At 67.4% G+C, this 19,396-nt stretch carries 13 protein-coding genes; 8 read left to right on the forward strand and 5 right to left on the reverse strand.

Annotation, left to right across the window (positions count from 1 at the left end; translation table 11 throughout):
- Positions 1 to 46: 46 nt before the first annotated feature.
- Positions 47 to 2,344: a RelA/SpoT family protein gene (locus tag QPC17_RS04095; protein WP_068538327.1), complete on the forward strand. Its 2,298-nt coding sequence runs from the start codon at positions 47 to 49 to the stop codon at positions 2,342 to 2,344.
- Here QPC17_RS04095 and QPC17_RS04100 read toward each other — a convergent pair.
- Positions 2,295 to 2,804 (reverse strand): hypothetical protein, encoded by a 510-nt coding sequence (locus tag QPC17_RS04100; RefSeq protein WP_062612401.1) that lies wholly within the window; start codon positions 2,802 to 2,804, stop codon positions 2,295 to 2,297. The genes QPC17_RS04095 and QPC17_RS04100 overlap by 50 nt on opposite strands.
- Before the next feature lie 106 nt (positions 2,805 to 2,910).
- Positions 2,911 to 4,272, reverse strand: coding sequence for a DUF349 domain-containing protein (locus QPC17_RS04105; protein ID WP_236698631.1), 1,362 nt, complete (start codon positions 4,270 to 4,272; stop codon positions 2,911 to 2,913).
- Positions 4,273 to 4,413: 141 nt separating this feature from the next.
- Here QPC17_RS04105 and QPC17_RS04110 point away from each other — a divergent pair, with 141 nt between their 5' ends.
- From QPC17_RS04110 to QPC17_RS04125, 4 genes are all read left to right on the forward strand, one after another.
- Positions 4,414 to 5,133: an MBL fold metallo-hydrolase gene (locus tag QPC17_RS04110; RefSeq protein ID WP_068538326.1), complete on the forward strand. Its 720-nt coding sequence runs from the start codon at positions 4,414 to 4,416 to the stop codon at positions 5,131 to 5,133.
- 70 nt (positions 5,134 to 5,203) lie between these two features.
- Complete coding sequence (hisS, locus tag QPC17_RS04115) at positions 5,204 to 6,523, forward strand: histidine--tRNA ligase (protein WP_068538325.1); 1,320 nt, start codon at positions 5,204 to 5,206, stop codon at positions 6,521 to 6,523.
- The gene (locus tag QPC17_RS04120; RefSeq protein WP_062612406.1) at positions 6,516 to 8,252 is read left to right on the forward strand and encodes a dynamin family protein; all 1,737 of its coding nucleotides are present in this window, start codon (positions 6,516 to 6,518) and stop codon (positions 8,250 to 8,252) included. Before hisS ends, QPC17_RS04120 begins: the two co-directional genes overlap by 8 nt.
- The gene (locus QPC17_RS04125; RefSeq protein WP_062612408.1) at positions 8,249 to 9,808 is read left to right on the forward strand and encodes a dynamin family protein; all 1,560 of its coding nucleotides are present in this window, start codon (positions 8,249 to 8,251) and stop codon (positions 9,806 to 9,808) included. The genes QPC17_RS04120 and QPC17_RS04125 overlap by 4 nt, the downstream gene beginning before the upstream one ends.
- On the opposite strand, the gene QPC17_RS04130 is transcribed toward QPC17_RS04125, so the two are convergent.
- Together QPC17_RS04130 and QPC17_RS04135 are read right to left on the reverse strand one after the other, a co-directional pair.
- On the reverse strand, positions 9,805 to 11,535 hold the full coding sequence (locus tag QPC17_RS04130) for a DEAD/DEAH box helicase (protein WP_082661070.1): 1,731 nt from the start codon (positions 11,533 to 11,535) through the stop codon (positions 9,805 to 9,807). The two genes, QPC17_RS04125 and QPC17_RS04130, sit on opposite strands and share 4 nt — an antisense overlap.
- 70 nt (positions 11,536 to 11,605) lie before the next feature.
- Positions 11,606 to 13,006, reverse strand: coding sequence for an MFS transporter (locus QPC17_RS04135; protein WP_068538323.1), 1,401 nt, complete (start codon positions 13,004 to 13,006; stop codon positions 11,606 to 11,608).
- 157 nt (positions 13,007 to 13,163) lie between these two features.
- Here QPC17_RS04135 and aspS point away from each other — a divergent pair, with 157 nt between their 5' ends.
- Genes aspS through QPC17_RS04150 form a run of 3 tightly spaced genes read left to right on the forward strand, consistent with a single transcriptional unit; the run spans position 13,164 to position 16,849 of the window.
- Complete coding sequence (gene aspS, locus QPC17_RS04140; protein ID WP_062612412.1) at positions 13,164 to 14,978, forward strand: aspartate--tRNA ligase; 1,815 nt, start codon at positions 13,164 to 13,166, stop codon at positions 14,976 to 14,978.
- The gene (locus QPC17_RS04145; protein ID WP_062612413.1) at positions 14,979 to 15,722 is read left to right on the forward strand and encodes a GNAT family N-acetyltransferase; all 744 of its coding nucleotides are present in this window, start codon (positions 14,979 to 14,981) and stop codon (positions 15,720 to 15,722) included.
- A complete protein-coding gene (locus tag QPC17_RS04150) occupies positions 15,719 to 16,849 on the forward strand; it encodes a hypothetical protein (RefSeq protein WP_143601926.1) in 1,131 nt (376 codons plus the stop codon). Before QPC17_RS04145 ends, QPC17_RS04150 begins: the two co-directional genes overlap by 4 nt.
- Here QPC17_RS04150 and QPC17_RS04155 read toward each other — a convergent pair.
- Positions 16,833 to 19,322, reverse strand: a complete 2,490-nt coding sequence (locus QPC17_RS04155; protein ID WP_062612417.1) for an MMPL family transporter — start codon at positions 19,320 to 19,322, stop codon at positions 16,833 to 16,835. The genes QPC17_RS04150 and QPC17_RS04155 overlap by 17 nt on opposite strands.
- Between the last annotated feature and the right edge of the window lie 74 nt (positions 19,323 to 19,396).

The following is a 19,396-nucleotide window of genomic DNA, read 5'->3' on the forward strand; positions in this document are numbered from 1 at the left end:
ATGTGGGGCTTCGTCATTGCTGATCACGGTGACGTATAATCCCCACATGGATGCAAAGGTCAACGAAGAGGAACCGCGGGTACGCTCGCGGCTTTCCTGGCTCGGGCGCAAGAGCGATACGCCCACCCTGCTCGAGCCACTCATGCGCGCTATCGGCAACCGCAAGCTGGATAAGGCGCGCATTATTCGTGCCTTTGAAACCGCCGAGCGCGCTCACGCTGGCCAGATGCGAAAGTCGGGTGAACCTTACATCACCCACCCGGTGGCAGTGTCCACGATCTTGGCCGAGCTAGGGATGGATGAGGACACGCTGGTGGCCGCGCTCCTGCATGACACGGTGGAGGACACGAGCTACTCGCTCAAGCAGCTCACGCGCGACTTCGGCTGCACGGTGGCGTTGCTGGTGGACGGGGTCACGAAACTCGACAAGGTCGAATACGGCGAGGCCGCCCAGGCGGAGACCGTGCGCAAGATGGTCATCGCGATGGCGAAGGACATCCGCGTGCTGCTTATCAAGCTGGGCGATCGGCTCCACAACGCGCGCACGTGGAAGTATGTGAGCCCGGGCTCGGCGCAGAAGAAGGCGCGTGAGACCTTGGAGATCTACGCCCCGCTTGCCCACCGTCTGGGTATGAACTCGATCAAGTGGGAGCTGGAGGACCGCTCGTTTAAGGAGCTCTACCCGGCTGTCTACTCCGAGATCGAGCGAATGGTCCAGGACCGGGCGCCGGAGCGCGAACGCTACATCTCGCAAATGAAGGCCGAGTTGGAGCGGGAGCTGGGCAAGGCCAAGCTCCGCTGCACGATCTCGGGCCGGCCCAAGCACTACTACTCGATCTATCAGAAGATGATCCTGCGCGGGCGCGATTTCGAGGACATCTACGACCTCATCGGCGTGCGCGTGCTGGTGGAGGAGATCCAGGACTGCTACACGGCCCTCGGCATCGCCAACTCGCTCTACGTCCCCGTCCAGGGGCGCATCAAGGACTACATCGCTTCCCCGAAGTTCAACCTCTACCAGTCGATCCACACCACCGTGATCGGGCCGGGCGGCAAGACGGTGGAGATCCAGATCCGCACGTATGAGATGCACAAGCGCGCCGAGTTCGGTGTCGCCGCTCATTGGCGTTACAAGGAGAACCCGAACGCGGAGAAGGCGGATACGAGCGCGCAGGCGGACACGCAGCTGGAGTGGCTGCGCCAGCTGGTGGATTGGCAGCGCGAGACGGCGGACCCGAAGGAGTTCCTCGACTCGCTGCGCTTCGAGATGTCGGGCAGCCAGGTCTACGTCTTCACCCCGATGGGCGAGGTCATGGAGTTGCCCACGGGTTCGACTCCGGTAGACTTTGCCTACGCCGTCCACACCGAGGTCGGTCACCGCACGGTGGGGGCGAAGGTTAATGACAAGCTGGTCACCCTCGATCACCGGCTCGAATCTGGCGACACGGTAGAGATCATTACCTCTCGCTCAGAGGACTACGGGCCGTCCCAGGACTGGCAGGAGTTCGTGGCCACCCCGCGGGCGCGGTCGAAGATCAAGGCGTGGTTTACGAAGTCGCGCCGCGAGGAGACCGTGGAGCAGGGCAAGGACAAGCTGGCCCGCGCGATCCGCCGCAAGAACGAGCCGGTCCAGCGCCTCATGTCACACGAGACGCTCAAGGCCGTGGCGCAGGACCTGTCCAAGCGAGACGTCACCGAGCTGTATGCCAGCATCGGGGAGGGTACGATCTCTCCGGAGACCGTGGTGCGTCGCCTCATTTCTTCCCAGGGCGGCACCGCCGGCGTGGAGGAGACGATGGCCGAGGCGGTCACTCCCACGCGCATCCAGCACCAGCAGATCGGGTCGGCGTCGTCGGCGGTCATCGTCTCAGATATCGAGGACACGGACGTGCTGGTCAAGCTCGCCAAGTGTTGTATGCCGGTGCCGCCTGACGAGATCGTCGGCTTCATCACGCGCGGCAGTGGCATCTCGGTGCATCGCAAGGACTGCACGAACATGCGTTCGCTCAAGCGTGAGCCGGAGCGTTTCATTGACATCGCGTGGGCCGACGACGCCGACTCGAACGTCTTCCTCGTCCAGGTCCAGATCGAGGCGCTCGACCGCAAGGGCCTGCTGGCGGACGTCACGCGTGCGCTATCAGAGCACGACATCAACATGCTCACCGGCTCGATGAACACCTCCAACGAGCGAGTGGCCCGGCTCAACTTCACCTTCGAGATGGCGGACCCGCGCCACCTGCAGCAGGTGCTGACCGAGCTACGCAAGATCGAGGGCGTGCACGCCGCCTACCGCCTTACGGGCTCGGCGAGAGAGGCTGTCCGAGCTCACGGGGGAGCTGAGTAAGGATCTCGCGCACGCGCGTGATGCCGTGAGTGGAGAGCTGGTAGGCCCGCTGTTCGATGGCCGCCACACTGGTGCCGGCGCGCACGAGCAGGCACAGGAGTTCGACGGAGTCTTCGCGGTTGGCCATGAGGTCGATCGCGGTGCGCTCGAGTGTGGTGACGAACTTGCCGCCCACTTCGGTCAGGTCCGTGCCCGGGATCGACGACGCCGGCACGGCGTCCACCTGCTCTTGGAGCTGGGGCGTGTGCCAGCCGGTGTGGATGAAGAGGGCTGATTCGCGCACGAAGGCCTTGCCCGGCTTGCGCATGGCAAGGAGCTGGGCGCGTGATTCGGGCGTCTTGCACAGGTCGACCCCGACGTAGCCGATGTCGCCGATGTCGATCATGAGGCCGGCGCCGGCGAGGGTGCGCGCCTCGTGGTGCTCGGCGAGTGACTGAGGTTGATAGATGTGGAGCGTCATGGGGTGATTCCATCACGTCGCGCGAGGGACGCTGCGCGTCTTCCCACACCTGTGGACAAAGAAAACGCCGCCGGAAAAACCGGCGGCGCCTTCCACGTCATTCGGCCTAGTCGCCTTGGACCGCGCTCAGCCATGCCTTGCGGGCGGCGAGGGCGTCCTCGTACTCCTTGACCTTCTTCTCATCCCCTGCCTCGCGGGCCTGGGCGATCTGGGTCTCGAGCTCGTCGATGAGGTGCTGGAGCTGTTCAGCCATGCCGGCGGAGCGCTCGTCCTTCTCCGGGTCGGAGTTCTTCCACTGCTCGGATTCGGCGTCGCGGATCTGGGTCTCGATGTCACGCATGCGGCCCTCAGTGCGCTGCATGTCAGCACGCGGCACGCGGCCGATGGCGTCCCAGCGCTCGCCGATCGCGCGGATCTGCGCCTTGGCGTAGTCGATGTCGGTCACCGGCAGGAGCTTCTCGGCCTCGGCCAGTAGCTCGAGCTTGCGGTCGCGGTTGGCGGCGAACTCCTCGTCGATCTCGGCGTTGTAGGCGTTGCGGGCCTCGTAGAAGCGGTTCTGGGCGGCGCTGAAGCGCTCCCACAGCGCGTCGTCTTCACGCTTGTTCATGCGGCCTGCGCGCTTCCACTCGTTCATGAGCTCGCGGAACTGGCCCGAGGTAGGGCCCCAATCGGTGGAGTCCGCGATCGCCTCGGCGCGTGCGATGAGGGCCTCCTTGCGCGCGGTGATCTCCTTACGCTCCGAATCGCGTTGCGAGAAGAACTGGCGGCGGTGGCGGTCAAAGGTGGTGCGTGCCGAGGAGAAGCGCTTCCACAGCTCTTCTTCCGTGGTGCGGTCAATGCGCGGGGAGTGGCGCTGGGCGTACTTCCACTGCTCGAGCAGGTTGGTCAGCTCCGCGCGCGAATTCTTCCAGTGCGTGTTCGCCGGGTCCTGCGCGGCGACCGCCTCGGCCGCCTCGACGATCGCGGTGCGCTCGGCAACGGAGGCCTTCTTCGCCTCTTCGCGCTCGGCCTTGACCTGGGCGCGGCGCTCTTCGGCGGCGCCCTCAAGGCTTTCCACGCGCTTGCGGAGCGCTTCGACGTCGCCGACGACGGCGGGCTCGCGCAGCTGCTCGGTCAGCGCCTTGATGGAAGCTGAAATTTCCTCGGGGGAAATGTTGGCCAGGCGGGCCTCGAGCAGGCTTACCTCGTTTTCCAGGTCGAGGTAGCGGCGCACGTACAGGCCGAGGGCGTCCTTATCGGAGCCATCGATCGTGTACTGGCCGACGATGCGTTCGGCGTCGTTACCGGAGGAGCGCAGCCACACGTTGCCTTCGTCATCCACGCGGCCCCACTTGGCGGCCGCCGCTGCCGCCGCGTCGTCGACCTCGGGAACCGGGGCTGCCACCTGCGGCTTCGGGCGGGGCGCCGGGATCGGCGTTTCCTGCGGTGCCTCGGTTGTGTTCATGGACTCGTTCGTGGACTCGGTCATGAGATTCTCCTCAGTAGACGGGGTTGGCGGTGCCACACCGTTCGCGTATGTCGTGGAACAGTCTACGCGGTTTATAGTCCATTTTTCGCATTCTGGTTATCTTAGATGCGCTCAAAGTTGGCTTAACGGTAGCGTGAAGACATGTACTTCCTTCGTAACAGTGACACGTTCCTTCAGGCCAACACCTACATCCTCGCCGCGCAGTCCTCCGCGCTCGTGGTCGACCCGGGCGCCGGCTCGCACGCCTGGGTGCCCGGCGCGCTCGAGAAGCGCGGGCTGAGCCTGGGTGCCGTTCTGCTCACTCACGGCCACCCGGATCACGTGTGGGACGTGGCGACGGTCGCGGGATCGGCTCCGGTCTACATCCCGGGCCCGGACATGTACCGGATGGACGACCCGGCCGCCTACCTGCCGGTCGATCCGTCCCGCGCCCTGGCCCTTTCGCGCATGGGCGCCCAGCCCTGGGTCAAGCCCGAGGGCCTGCGTGTGCTACCGGCCGAGGCGTTTTCGGGGCCCTTCGAGATCGTGCCGGGAATCTCGATCCGCGCGCTGCCGGCGCCCGGCCACTCCGAGGGCTCCACGGTCTTCCTCCTCGAAGGCAATCCCGCCCCGGACCGCGAGGGCGCGATGATGTCCACCGGCCAGGTCGAGCCGATCATGCTGGCCGGTGACGTGCTGTTCAACGGGGGAGTGGGTCGCACGGACCTGCCGGGCGGTGACGAGCAGAAGATGGCCGCCAGCCTGCGCCTGCTGGTCCAGGTGATCAAGCCCGAGACCGCCGTCTTCCCCGGCCACGGCCCGTCCACCACGATGTTCCACGAGGTGCGCCACAACCCCTACCTGCACGCGGCGATGAGCTAGATTAGCGCTGATTCGGTGTTGGGGCGCGGCTGATTCTTAGTTCGGGGCCGAAAGATGGAAGAATAGGCCCATGGCTAAAATTGCACCTCTGTCTGGTTTTCCCGAATGGCTCCCCTCCGGTCGCATCGTCGAACAGCACATGATCGACGTCCTGCGCTCCACGTTTGAGCTGCACGGGTTCTCCGGCATGGAGACCCGCGCGGTGGAGCCGGTGGAGCGCCTGCTGTCGAAGGGCGAGACGTCGAAGGAGATCTACCTCCTGCGCCGCCTGCAGGATCAGGGCGCGGACTCCGAGCTCGGGTTGCACTTTGACCTCACGGTCCCGCTGTCGCGCTACGTGCTGGAAAACGCCGGGCACCTTGACTTCCCCTTCCGCCGCTACCAGATCCAGAAGGTCTGGCGTGGCGAGCGCCCCCAGGACGGGCGTTTCCGCGAGTTTTTACAGGCCGACGTCGACGTGGTTGGGCAGGACACGCTGGCCTTCCACCACGAAATCGAGCTGCCGCTCGTCATGGTAGACGCCCTGTCCAAGCTCCCGATCCCGCGGGTGAAGATCCTCGCCTCGAACCGCAAGGTCGCCCAGGGCTTCTACCAGGCGATCGGGCTGGAAGACGTGGAGGAGACCCTGCGCATCCTTGACAAACTCGACAAGGTGGGGCCGAAGGTCGTGGCTGAGATGCTGGGCGAGATTGGCGCGAGCGAGGACCAGGCGCGCCTGGCGCTCGAACTCGCGGGCATTCGTGGCGACGACGCCGGCGTGGCCGATCGCGTCCTCGCCCTCGGCTGCCGATCCGAGCTACTGGACGAGGGTCTCGAAGAGCTGGTGGCCTTGCTCGAGGGAGCGAATGACCTGATCCCGGGCTCGGTGAGCGCGGACCTGAAGATCGCCCGCGGCCTGGACTACTACACGGGCTCGGTCTACGAATCGGTGCTCGAGGGGCACGAGGACCTGGGCTCGGTATGCTCGGGTGGCCGCTACGATTCGCTGGTCTCGGACGGCAAGAAGACCTACCCGGGGGTGGGCCTGTCGATCGGCGTCTCGCGCATCCTCGCCCGCGTCATCGGCCGGGAACTGGTCACGCCCACGCGCAAGGTGCCCACCGCCGTGCTCGTGGCGGTCAACGACGAGGGCGAGCGCCGCCACGCCGAAAAGACGGCTCAGCAGCTTCGGGGGCGCGGGGTCGCGGCCGAGGTCTCGCCGAACTCGGCGAAGTTCGGCAAGCAGATTCGCTACGCCGATCGACGCGGCATCCCCTTCGTGTGGTTCTCCACCGACGACGGCGAGCAGGTCAAGGACATCCGCTCCGGCGAGCAGGTGGTTGCTGACGCCGCGCAGTGGGTCCCGCCGGCCAGCGACCTTACTCCCGAGCTTCGGGGGAGCGATGAATGACTTTCCCCAGCTGCCCTCGCGGGTAGCGGCCGAAGTGCGTCCGTTCCGCGAGAGCCTCGACGCACTCGTTTTTCCGTTGGCAATGGCGGGGAGCGAGGATAGCCTGTCGCTGTATGCGGATGCGATCAACCAGCTCGATGACTACGTCATCCCGCGCTACGAGACGCTCGAGGCCCCGCTGCTGGCCGTCTTCGGAGGTTCCACGGGCGCCGGAAAGTCCACCCTCATCAATTCGATGCTGGGTGAAGAGGTGGCACTGGCCTCCGCGATCCGGCCCACGACGCGCCGGCCGCTCCTGTTGCATCACCCCGAAGACGCACACTGGTTTACGGATCAGCGCATCTTCCCCCACCTGGCCCGCGTCATCTCGCACGGCCCCGCGGACCTCGATTCTGCGGGCGAGAAGGGCGACGAGCTCGAGATCCGTGCCACTGACCTGATCCCGCGCGGGATGGCGCTCCTTGATTCGCCGGATATTGACTCGGTGGTGGTGGAAAACCGCCACCTCGCGGCGCAGTTCCTGGCCGCCGCCGACCTGTGGGTTTTCGTCACCACCGCCGCCCGATATGCGGATGCGATCCCGTGGGCGATGCTCGATGAGGCGGCCGAGCGCAACGTCGTCGTCGGTATCGTGCTCAACCGCGTGCCACCGGGGACGGGGGCGCAGGTGCGCCCGGACCTGGACCGGATGCTCGGCGAGCGCGGGCTCGACCACGCGCCGCTTTTCGTCCTGTCCGAACAGAAGCTGCAGGACGGGATGGTTGCCGCCGCCGACGTCGCTCCGATCCGTGGGTGGCTCGAGGGCCTGGCCTCCGATGCGCAGGTGCGGGCCTCGGTGGCGCGTCAGACCCTGACGGGCACGGTGGACAAGCTCCTTCACACCGCCTCTGACATCCTGGCCGGCTACGACGAGCAGCTCGCGGGCGCGGATTCCCTGCGCTGGGACATCAACGCGGCCTTTGACCGCGCGGAGGACGCGCTGCGCCGCCAGGCCTCGGACGGCTCGTTGCTGCGCGGCGAGGTGCTCTCGCGCTGGCAGGACGTGGTGGGCACCGGCGAATGGGCCCGAAAGCTTGAGAAGGGCGTGTCCTCGCTGCGCGACCGCATCACGGGCTTCTTCAAGGCGAGCGTGGATACCTCCACCGTGGAGGAGGCGCTCGAGGACAACGTGCTGGCACTGCTCCTTGCCGAGGCCGACGCTGCTAACGCCCACATCAGGGACGCGTGGCGCGCCGGGATCGCCGGGCCGCTGGTGGAACGCGCGAAGGAGCGCCTACGCGGGGAGGCGGAGCGGCGGGAGGCCGCCGAGCGGCTCGTGCGCGAATGGCAGGCCGCCCTCATCGCGCTCATCCGTAATGAGGGCGAGTCCAAGCGGCTGACGGCCCGGGCGCTCGCCTTCTCAATCAACGCCGTGGGGGTTGCCCTCATCATCGTCGTCTTCGCCTCCACCGGGGGGCTGATCGGCGGGGAGATCGCTGTGGCGGGCGGCACCGCTGTCGTGGCACAGCGCGTGCTCGAAGCTGTTTTCGGCGACGAGGCCGTGCGCCGGATGGCAAAGGAGGCGCGCGAGGACCTGGACGCGCGCGTGCGGGAGTTCCTCGGGGCGGACCGAGCGGCATGGCAGGGTGTCATCGACGAGCTGGGCCTCAGCCGCCAGATCCGCGACGACTACGCGCGCCAGCTTCGGGCTTTAACCGAGGCGAAGATTGCCGACGGGAGGAACCTATGAGCCTGACTGAGTCGATCGGAGACCTCCACGCGGCTGTCGAGATCGCGCAGGCGAAGGTCCCTGGCGCGGTGGGCGAGGCCGCGCTGGTGCTCGACCGCGCAGTTCAACGCCGGTCGTTGACCACCGACGCCACCGTCATCTCGGTTGCCGGCCCCACGGGGGCGGGCAAGTCCTCGCTGGTCAACGCGATCGTGGGGCGCCCGGTGACGCGCGCGAGCGCGATCCGGCCCACCACCGCCCAGCCCGTGGCCGTCACGAATACGCCGGCCGCCGAGATCCTCGACTGGCTCGGCATCACCGAGCGCCACGAAGCCCCGCTTACCGACGCGGGCGCGGCCGTGCTCATCGATCTTCCCGACGTCGATTCCACAAACTTCGATCACCGCGAAGCGGCCCACCGGCTGACCGAGCTGGTCGACGTCGTCGTGTGGGTGCTCGACCCGCAAAAGTACGCCGACGCCGTGGTCCACGAAGACTACCTGGCCGAGCTCGCCGAGCACGCGGCCACAACGATTGTGGTGCTCAACCAGGTCGATAGGCTGGACGAGGCCACGCTCGCCGACGTCCTGGCCGACACTCGCCGCCTCCTGCGCGCCGACGGGCTCGAGGTCCCGGTGCTCCCGGTGTCCGCGACGACGGGCCGGGGCGTGGACGCGCTACGGGCAAGGATTGACGACATCGTGGCCGAGCGCGCGGCGGCGGAGAAAAAGCTCGCGGCGGACATCCGCACCGAGTCGCGCAACATGCTCGGGCGCATTCATGCCGACGGCGGGCGGCCCGCGACAACGGCCGCCGACGTCCCCTTCGAACCTGTTGCCTCGGCGCTCGCCGTGGCGGCGGGCTCGCGCGTGGTGGCGAAGGCATCAGCTGACTCCTACGAGCGGCGGGCGAGGCAGGCCACCGGCTGGCCCGTCACGCGCTGGCTGGCCCGGCGCGGGATCGATCCGCTCAAGCGCCTGCGCCTCGACACGGGCGGGGTCTTGGACGTGGTAGCGTACGTTTCGCCGTCGCAGGCGGCGGTGGCCCGCGGCAAAATCCGCGAATATGTGGAAGCCTCGACAGCACACATGCCCGCCGCGTGGGCACACCAGACCCGCGAGGAGTTGGGCGAGCGCGCCGAGCGGCTCATCGGCGGACTCGACACCGCGCTCTCCGGGGTGGACGTCGAAGCCCGCCGTCGGCCCGCGTGGTGGCTGCTCATGAATCTGTTGCAGTGGCTGGCGCTGGCGGCCGCGATCGCCGGCGGCGTGTGGCTGCTCGGGCTCGCGTTCGCTGATTCGCTCCAGCTGCGCCTCAGCGAGCCGCCCGGGTGGGGGATCTTCCCGCTACCCACGCTCATGCTCGCCGGCGGGCTTCTTGCCGGCTGGCTCCTGGCCGCAATCGGGCGGGTGCTCGCCGGGCACGGAGCTCGCCGCATGCGCCAGCGCGTAGGTGCGCGCATCGACGTCGCCTTCGCAGACAAGGCCCGCGCCGAGCTTGCCGTGCTGGACGAGGAGCGCTCGGCCTACGCCCATCTCCAGGAACTCCTGGGCGGGCTGACGAAGTCGAGCGCCTAGCGGAAGTGGCGCGGCCGGCGCTGAGCGCGGTCCCGGCCGCGCATACCCGGGCCGGAGTCCTTGGAGATGTTGAGGTCACGCCCGGACACGCGCGCCTTGGCGATACGGCGCTGGGTGTCGCGGTCGATCTCGCGGTCGATCTGGACGAGCGAGAACGTGGGGTAGATGTCGATTCGGCCCAGCTGGGATCCGTTGAGGCCGCCCTCGTTCGTGAGCGCACCCACGATCGCGCCGGGGGAGACGCCGTCGCGGCGCCCAACCTCCACGCGGTACATCGTGCCTTCGCCCTCGAAGGTCTTCGGCTTGTTCTTCCGGCCCTCGCGACCCTGGCGTGCCGGGCGCTCTTTGCGATCCTTGCGCCCCTTCCGGTCCTCGCCTTCGAAGCGGGCGGTGAGGCGCTCGGGCTCGTCGTCGGACTGCGGGCCCGGGTCGCGCACTCCGATTGCCAGCAGCGCGGCGATGAGGTCCTCCGGAGAAAGCGGGTGCTCGGCGTCTACCTGCTCGGCACGGAACTCGGCAATGACGTCGCGGTAGACCGACAGGCGGCCCACTTCGTAGCGATCCTTGGCCTCGGCCATGAGCCGGCGGGCGCGCAGACCGGACACCTCGGCCGGGGTGGGCAGCTCTACCTGCTCCATGTGAGCGCCGGTGATGTGCTCGATGCGACGCAGGCGGCTACGCTCCTTGGGCGTGACGAAGGTCAGCGACGTGCCCTCGCGCCCGGCGCGCCCAGTGCGGCCGATGCGGTGGACGTAGGTGTCGACCTCGCGCGGCACGTCGAAGTTGACCACCAACCCGATGCGCTCCACGTCGAGCCCGCGGGCGGCGACGTCGGTGGCTACCAGCACGTCGAGCGTGCCGGTGCGCAGGCGATCGACAAGCTTCTCCCGGTCGCGCTGCTGCACGTCACCGGAGAGGGTTGCGGCTTGCACGCCGCGGGTGGATAGCTCGATGGCGAGTTCCTCGGCAGTGGCGCGGGTGCGGACGAAGACGAGGGCGGCGTCGGCCGGCGTCGTGGCAAGCACGCGGGCAAGAGCGCCGATCTTGTGGCGCGAGGGCACCACCGCATAGGTCTGGTGGATCGTCTCGATCGTGGATGCCGGGGGAGCCACCGTGACCTCCACTGGGTCAGTCATGTGTGTCTCGGCCACGCGGCGGATCGGCGTGGGCATCGTGGCCGAGAACAGCGCCGTGATGCGCTCCTCGGGCAGCCCGGAGGCGATCTTCTCCACGTCCTCGGCAAAGCCCATGCGCAGCATCTCATCGGCCTCGTCGAGAACGAAGTAGCGAACGGAATCGAGCTTGAGCGCGCCCTTGTCAATGAGGTCCATAACGCGCCCCGGCGTGCCGACCACCACCTGCGCTCCGTCCTTCAGCGCGCCGATCTGTGGCACGTAGGACGAGCCGCCATAGACGGCCACGACGTCCAGGCCCGTGGTAGTGGAGGCAAACTTGTCTATCGCGTCGGCGCCTTGCATGGCGAGCTCGCGCGTGGGGGCGAGCACGAGGGCCTGGACCTTGGGTAGGTCAGGATCGACATGGGTGAGCATCGGCAGGGCGAAGGCCGCCGTCTTGCCGGTGCCCGTCTGGGCCACGCCGACGACGTCGCGCCCCTTGAGGAGGGGTGGAATGGCCTCGGCCTGGATCGGGGTGGGCTGGACGTAGCCCATGTCGGAGATGGCGGACAGGATGTGTGCGGGCAGGTTGAGCCCAGAAAATGACGTCATAAGTACCTAAGAGTGCGAAAGCCAGGCCGGATAAAACGCGGCGGCGCGGCGCGAGTGCGCCGCCATCAGTCTAGTGTTCGGAGGTGGTGGCCGACAGCGACGCAGGGGTGACATCTAGCACCCGAGAGCCCACCCACACGCCCACCGCCAAGATCGCGGTCATCGTGCCGATCACCCACACGAAGGCCGCGTGGCCCTGGGGGAGGGTGAGGGCGTAGATGATGCCGCACCAGGCCACGAACAGTGCTGAGCCGAGCGTGTCGGCGATCGACAGGGAGGCCGATGTGCGCCCGTGCCGCTCGGGCGGGGTCAGTGCAAGGGCGTGGACCGTGAGAGCGGGGTAGACCAGCCCAATGCCGAAGCCGGCCACGAGCCAGCCGATGAGGGCCGTAGCTCCGGGCACCGATGCGGATGCGGCCGTGATGGTGGCCGCCGTGCCGAAGGCCTGGACGAGCGTGCCGACGACGGGCGCCGCCGCCCGGTAGCGTTCGTCCGTCACGCGCCCGCTCACCCACGAGCCGATCGCCCAGGTCACCGAGCCGAAGGTCATGATCATGCCGGCCTGGGTTGCGGACCAGCCATGGACCTCCTTAAGCATGAGCGGGAGGAAGACCTCCACCGCGATGTAGGTGCCGTTGATCGCCAGGCGCAGCAGGACGGTGGCGGGCAGGCCGCGCCGAGCACGGAACGTGGCCCGCGGCAGGAGCGGGCGGGCGAGGAACAGCACGAGGGCCGACAGACCGATGACCATCGCGATCGCCTTTGCGTCGAATTCCTCGGCGCTGAGTCCGGAGAGTAGCTGGATGCCGAGGATCACCACGCCGGCCGTGGAGGAGAAAGCCACGGTGCGCTTGTAGCCGGAGACCGGCTGGTGTTCGTGCAGGTCCGGGAACCGGCCGAACTGCTTGAGGATGACCGGCGCGCTGAGGATGAGGAGCACGGGCACGATGCCGAAGACGAGGCGCCAGTTGAGGTGTTCGACAAAGAAGCCGGCCACCAGCGGGCCCACCAGGGAGGGCAAGACCCACGCGGCGGCGAAGGAGGAAAAGATGCGCGGCTGGCGCGCAGGCTCCACATAGTTGCCGACGAAGACGTAGAGCGGAACCACGATGAGGCCTCCGCCCAATCCCTGAATCGCACGCCCGAGCACGATGATTTCCACCGACGGCGCGAGCGTGGCCACGATCAGCCCGCCGGTGAAGAGGGCCAGGCCCGTGTACAGGGAAACTTTCGGTCCCTTCGCGTCACACCACGGCCCGGCGAAGGCGGTGGTGATGAGCTGGGTGGCGAGCGTGACGCCCGAGGCGAGAGCGTAGAGGTTGCGCCCATCAAGGATGTCGACCACGTAGGGCATGGCAGTTGCCACGGCGAGGGCCTCGAAGGCGACCAGGCTGATGAGACTCACTGCGAGGATCACCAGCCACTGCTCAAGGCTCCGACTAATTCGCTGCTTCTTTCGTGCTTGTCTCACACCACGATCGTAAGATCCAATGTTGGAAACGGCACGCCTCGCCAGGTGTGATCTTAGCCCGCTTCGGCGTAGAGTTTTCCACGTGTTCCCCGCCCGTCTCGCGGGAGGACATCACCCGCCCGTCTCGCGGGTGAGACCACAATTGAAAGAGGTATACGTGATTCGTACCCGGATGGCAGGATCCCTGCGAAAAGAAGACATCGGCAGCACCGTCACTCTGGCGGGCTGGATCGATCGGCGTCGTGACCACGGAGGGATCGCCTTCCTTGATCTGCGTGACGCCTCTGGAATCGCCCAGGTCACGGTCCGCGAGGAGGTCGCACACGAGCTGCGCTCCGAGTTCGTGGTCAAGGTGACCGGCACCGTCATGGAGCGCCCCGAGGGCAACGCGAACGCGAACCTCGCCACGGGTGACGTCGAGGTGGAGGCCATCGAGGTCGAGATCCTCAACCCCTCCGCGCCGCTCCCGTTCCAGATCTCGGATCACGCCGAGGACGCGGGCTCTGTTAACGAGGAGACCCGCCTGAAGTTCCGCTACCTCGACCTGCGCCGCTCGTATGAGCAGAAGGCCATCCGTCTGCGCGCGAAGGTCTCCCAGGCTGCCCGCCGCGTGCTGGACGGCCACGACTTCGTGGAGATCGAGACCCCGACCCTGACGCGCTCCACGCCCGAGGGCGCGCGCGACTTCATCGTGCCGGCCCGCCTCGCGCCGGGCTCGTGGTACGCCCTGCCGCAGTCGCCCCAGCTGTTCAAGCAGCTGCTCATGGTGGCCGGCATGGAGCGCTACTACCAGATCGCCCGCTGCTACCGTGACGAAGACTTCCGCGCTGACCGCCAGCCCGAGTTCACCCAGCTCGACGTCGAGATGTCGTTCGTCAACCAGGACGACGTCATCGCGGTGGCTGAGGACGTGCTCAAGGAGATCTGGGCGCTGATTGGCTACGATCTCACGACGCCGATCCCGCGCATGCCGTACAAGGAGGCCATGGAACGCTTCGGTTCTGACAAGCCGGACTTGCGCTTTGGCCAGGAGCTCGTGGACCTCACCGAGTACTTCAAGGACACCCCGTTCCGCGTATTCCAAAACGAATACGTGGGCGCAGTCGTCATGCCCGGTGGCGCCTCCCAGCCGCGCCGCACGTTCGACAAGTGGCAGGAGTGGGCGAAGGCGCGCGGCGCCAAGGGCCTGGCCTACGTCACCATCTCCGAGGACGGGACCCTGGGCGGTCCGGTGTCGAAGAACATTTCCGACGCCGAGCGCGAGGGCCTGGCCGAGGCCACCGGCGCCAAGCCAGGCGATTGCATCTTCTTCGCCGCCGGCAAGCCGGCCGCCTCGCGCGACCTGCTCGGGGCCGCCCGCCTCGAGATCGGCAAGCGCTGCGGCCTCATCGACGACAACGCCTGGGCGTTCGTGTGGGTGGTCGACGCGCCGCTGTTCAAGCCCACCGCCGACGCCGAGGCGGAGGGCGACGTCGCTGTTGGTGGCGGCAAGTGGACGGCGGTCCACCACGCCTTCACCTCGCCCAAGCCCGAGTGGCTCGACTCCTTCGACCAGGACCCGGGCAATGCCCTGGCCTACGCCTACGACATCGTGTGCAATGGCAACGAAATCGGCGGCGGCTCGATCCGTATCCACCGCGCCGACGTCCAGGAGCGCGTGTTCAACGTCATGGGCATCGACGAGGAGACCGCGAACAAGCAGTTCGGCTTCCTGCTCGAAGCCTTCAAGTACGGTGCCCCGCCGCACGGCGGCATCGCCTTCGGCTGGGACCGCATCGTCTCTCTGCTCGTGGGCGCGAAGTCGATTCGCGACGTCATTGCCTTCCCCAAGATCGGCAACGGCTGGGACCCGCTCACGGATGCCCCGGCGCCGATCACCGTGCAGCAGCGCAAGGAGGCCGGTGTGGACGCCAAGCCCAAGGCCAAGAAGGACGCCGACAAGGGCGAGGCCGAGAAGGCCGACGCCGAGTAGATGCTCGGAGCGTCAGCGGCTTTTTGGCGCCTGAACGCTTGGGGCGGGGAGGTCCTCGAACGCGAGGAATCTCCCGGCCTCGGCCTGGTGCTACTTGGCGGGGAGGCCGGCCCCACGCTCATCGCGTACGGTGAGCCCGGGTCGGCCATCCCGGCCCTGACCGACCTCGCAGGCCGCGGGGTTATTCCTGCGCGCACAATGATCAACCGCGAGGTCTACGGCGCGCTCGACGAGCCCCTGCGCGAGCACTTCGGCCCGAACTGGGGGCACGCCTGGGACTTCTTCTGGGCCGACCGCCCCCTCGCGCCGGTGGAGCACTGCGATCGCGTGGAGTTTTGTGCTGCGGGCAGCGCCCAGATGGACGGCGTGCGCGAGGAGATTCGCGCCGCCCTGCTTGCCTCCAACCCGATTTCCGACGCCGTGGGCGAGCTTGACCACCTCGACTGGTTCTTCCTGCGCGCCCCCGATGGCAATATCGCCACCGTCATGGGCGCAGAGAAGGTCGGGGAGGGGATAGGTTTCCACGGGCTTGGCACCGTCCCCGACTACCGGGGTAACGGGTATGGGGGAGCGACGATGGTGGGAGCCGTCAATGCCGCCCTCGAACGCGGTGCGTTCATTCGGTTTGGCGTGTGGGCCTGGAACGAGGGCGCGATGCGGCTCTATACCCGGCTCGGCATCACCCACGACGGTGCGATTATCTCCGGGCGCGCCGAGCCGTTTGAAGAACTGAGGGGCACGTGAGCGCTCGGCTGATGCGCAGCCCCCTCGGGCTCGCGGTGGTCCTCGCGCTTGCCGGCTGCTCGGTCGGCGGCGCGGACGCCCTGTGGTCGATCCCCGTGGGCGGGCTGTACAACGTGCAGTTCGCCGACCTGGGCGACGTCGTCGTCATCCCCCGCGGGCAGGCCATTGAGGGCTACGACACCTCCGGCACGCAGCTGTGGAGCGTGACGCTCGCCGACGAGGCCGAATCGTGCGTTGCTGCCGGCGCGGGCGCGATGTGCGTGGCCGGCACCCAGATCTTCGTAGGCCGCGACGGGCAGGCGGTCGCCCGGCCCGACCTAGCCTTCATCGCCCAGGCGGGGGACAAGGCCTACTACGCGCGCGGCGACGCGGACGGCGTCGTGCTCATCGAGGCCGACGCCGACGCCCCGATCGACCAGCTCGGCGGGGAAGTGCTCGCTCGCTACGAGGGGCGTACTTCTTATTTGCCGGACGGCACGCCTGTCGAGCGCGCCGATTCCTATCCCGAGCCCCTCCAGCGCCTCCTCGACGTGGGCGTGCTCGACGCCGACTCCCCGTGGCTCAACCCCGCTGGAATCGCCTCGATCGCACGACCGCTGGCCGACGGCTTCGTCGTCGTCGAGGCCGGGCAGATCACCGTCAGCGACGTCGAGCCGACCGTGCTCACGCTTTTCGACTTGGACGGCAACGAGACCGCGCGCCTCGAGGCCACGCCCGCGCTGACGATGAACCTCAGCCCGCGGTGGACGCTCGCCACGCTCGAGCAGATCGTGGAGGAGGCCAACGCACTCGATACCTCCCGCGCCTTTGTGTTCGACGACGCCCGAGTGGTCGGTTTCGAGCAGGCCCTTACCGACTCCGTGGCCCCCGGCTACGCCGACGTCGAGGCGCTGATCGTGGGCGGGCAGATGCTCCGCTTCGATGCGATCCGGCCCGAAACCCTCCAGCTCTCCGTGCTCGACTACCCCTACGTGTCCGTGGCGGGCACCGGCTCGGGATCGGTGGTGGCGACATTCGACATCGTTACCGGCGAGCGCGTGATCGAGGCCAGCTGCTGGCAAAACGGCGCCGTCTACTGCGCCACGCCCACGGAGCTGTCCAAGATCGACCTCAGTGGACGATCTTGAACTTCTCGTAGACCTTCTTCAGCGGCGCGGGCGCCCACCAGTTCCACTTGCCGAGTAGCGTCATGGTGGCCGGCACGAGGAGCATGCGCACGAGGGAGGCGTCGATGATGACAATCATTGCCAGCGCCACGCCCACCTGTTTGATCGCCAGCATGTCGCCGAAGATAAAGCCGACAAACACGGCCACGATGATCGCGGCAGCCGAGGTGATGATGCGCCCGGAGCGCTGCAGGCCCATCTCAACCGCCGTGTCGTTGTCGTGACCCGCGTCCCAGTATTCCTTGATACGGGCGATGAGGAAGACCTCGTAATCCATGGCCAGGCCCAGGCCGAAGGCGATGGAGGCGGCGACCACGAAGGTCTCCAGGCCCACCGACTGCGGCAGGCCCAGCAGGCCGTGCTCGAAGACGAAGACCGTGGCGCCCATGCCGGCAAACAGTGAGAGCGTGTTGATGACAAGGGCCTTGATCGGTGCGATGACCGAGCCGGTCATGAGGAAGAGCAAGATGAGCACCGCGATCGCCACGATCGTCACCGCGATGGGCGCGCCGTCCTTGATCGAGTTCGTGAAGTCGAGCTGGAGGGCGGCCGCGCCTCCGACGTACGTGTCGTAGCCGGCGTCGTAGGCGCGCAGCTCCTTGACCGCGTTGGTGACCTCGGGGCCCACCTGGTCGGGAGCGTCCATATGGAACTTGATGAGGGTTTCGCCATCGTTCATCGCTTCGGCGGGGGCCACCCAGTCCACCCCGTCGATCTGCTCGATGCGATCGATAAGGTTGGCGGCGTCGTCCGGGCTCGTGTCGGCGATGACGGTGATGGAGGGGGCGGCGAGGATCTCGTAGTCCTGCATGCCGTCGTAGGCGCGGGCGGCGCTCGTGTGCTCGGGGATATATTCCATGAAGTTCGAGCGCATCGTGAGGTCGCGAACCGGCATCACCATGAGCACGAGGATTGCGGTGACCGTGATGAGGATCGGCCACGGACGGCGGTGGACCCACTTCGCCAGGCGCGAGAAGGTGCCCTCGTCGGAGGCCGTGTCGCCCACCTTCTTCACGATCGTGCGGAAGACGGGCACGCCCGAGAGCCACGAGGGGCGCACGAGCCGGCGGCCGAGCAACGTAATCATGGCTGGCACCATGAGCACGGCCGTGGAGACCGCGAGGATGGTGACGATGATGCCTCCGATCGCGATCATCTTCAGCATAGGCGCCTCCATGACGGCCAGGCCGGAGATCGCGAAGGCGATGGTGAGGGCGGAGAAGGAGACGGTGCGGCCGGCCGTGGCCACCGTGGCGGCGACGGCGTCCGTGACCACTCCCGAGACATCGTCGGGAAGCGCGTGCGGGTCAAGCCCGCGCCGCTCGAGCTGCTCGGTGACCTCCTCGCGGTAGCGGGAGACGATGAGCAGGCCGTAGTCGATCGAGAGGGCCATGCCGATCACGGAGATGATGTTGAGTACGAAAGAATCGACGTTCGTGACGTGGGTCAGCACCCACAGCAACCCCATGCCCGTGGCGATCGAGGTCAGTGCGCCGATGAGTGGCATGCCGGCGGCGATCAGGCCGCCGAAGACGACCACGAGGAGGAAGAGCGCGATCGGCAGGCCCACCGCCTCGCCGGTGATGAGGTCAGACTTGACCACCTCCATGATCGCGCTCTCGAAAACGGCCGAGGAGCTGACGTCGGCGTGCGCGTCCGGGTTGACCTTCTGGATCTCTTTTTCGAAGGTGGCGGTGGCGGCGAGCACGTCGTCGGTGGGGGAGGAATCCTCCGCGGCCTCCACGCTCACCACGAAGCCGCCGTCCTTGCGCAGGGCGTCGGCCGGGTTGTCCTGCTTCGCCATCTCCTCGGCCACGGCCTGCCGCGCACCTTGCTCTATCTGGGCGGTGGCGGTCTCCCTGGCCTGTTGCTCCACCTGGGCGCTCGCCTGCGCGCGGGTCTGGGCGGCCACCTCGTCGGTGGGCGCGCCTGGGTACTGCTGGGAGAACTGGGCCACCGCCCCGTCCACGGCCTGCTGGATCTGCGGCTCGGCCTGGGCAAGGGCCTGCTGAACCGCGCGGTCGATCGTGGCCTGGTTCTGCTCGAGGGCCTGGGCGACGGCGTCGTCGGTGGCCCTCTGGATGCCCTCGGTGAACTGTTCCTCAACCGAGAGGGGGTCGACGACGTCGGTGACACCGGAAATGGAGGTCAGCTGCTCGCGGAAGTCGGCGATCTGCGTGGAGACGTCGGCGGCGTCGACGCCCTGGACCACGATAACGGAGGAATCGGGGGCCGTGTCCGCGTTCGTTTTCTGAATGACGATGTCGGATTCGGTATTCGGCACCATTGACTCCGACGACTGCATCCGCGCGAACAGGTTGCCCTGGCCGAATCCCCACAGCGCCGAGGTGGCGCCGAGGACCAGGAGAAGGACCCAACCGAGGACGAAGAAGTGTGGTCTGCGCGCGATGGCGTGGCCGATCCGATCAAACATAATCTCACCTTCCCATGTGCCTCTATTATGCCAATCTTCGCCCGCGCCAGTCACTCGAGTTCGCCGTCCGCGCT

Origin of the sequence: Trueperella bernardiae, assembly GCF_030246965.1 — a bacterium.
Taxonomy (GTDB): domain Bacteria; phylum Actinomycetota; class Actinomycetes; order Actinomycetales; family Actinomycetaceae; genus Trueperella; species Trueperella bernardiae.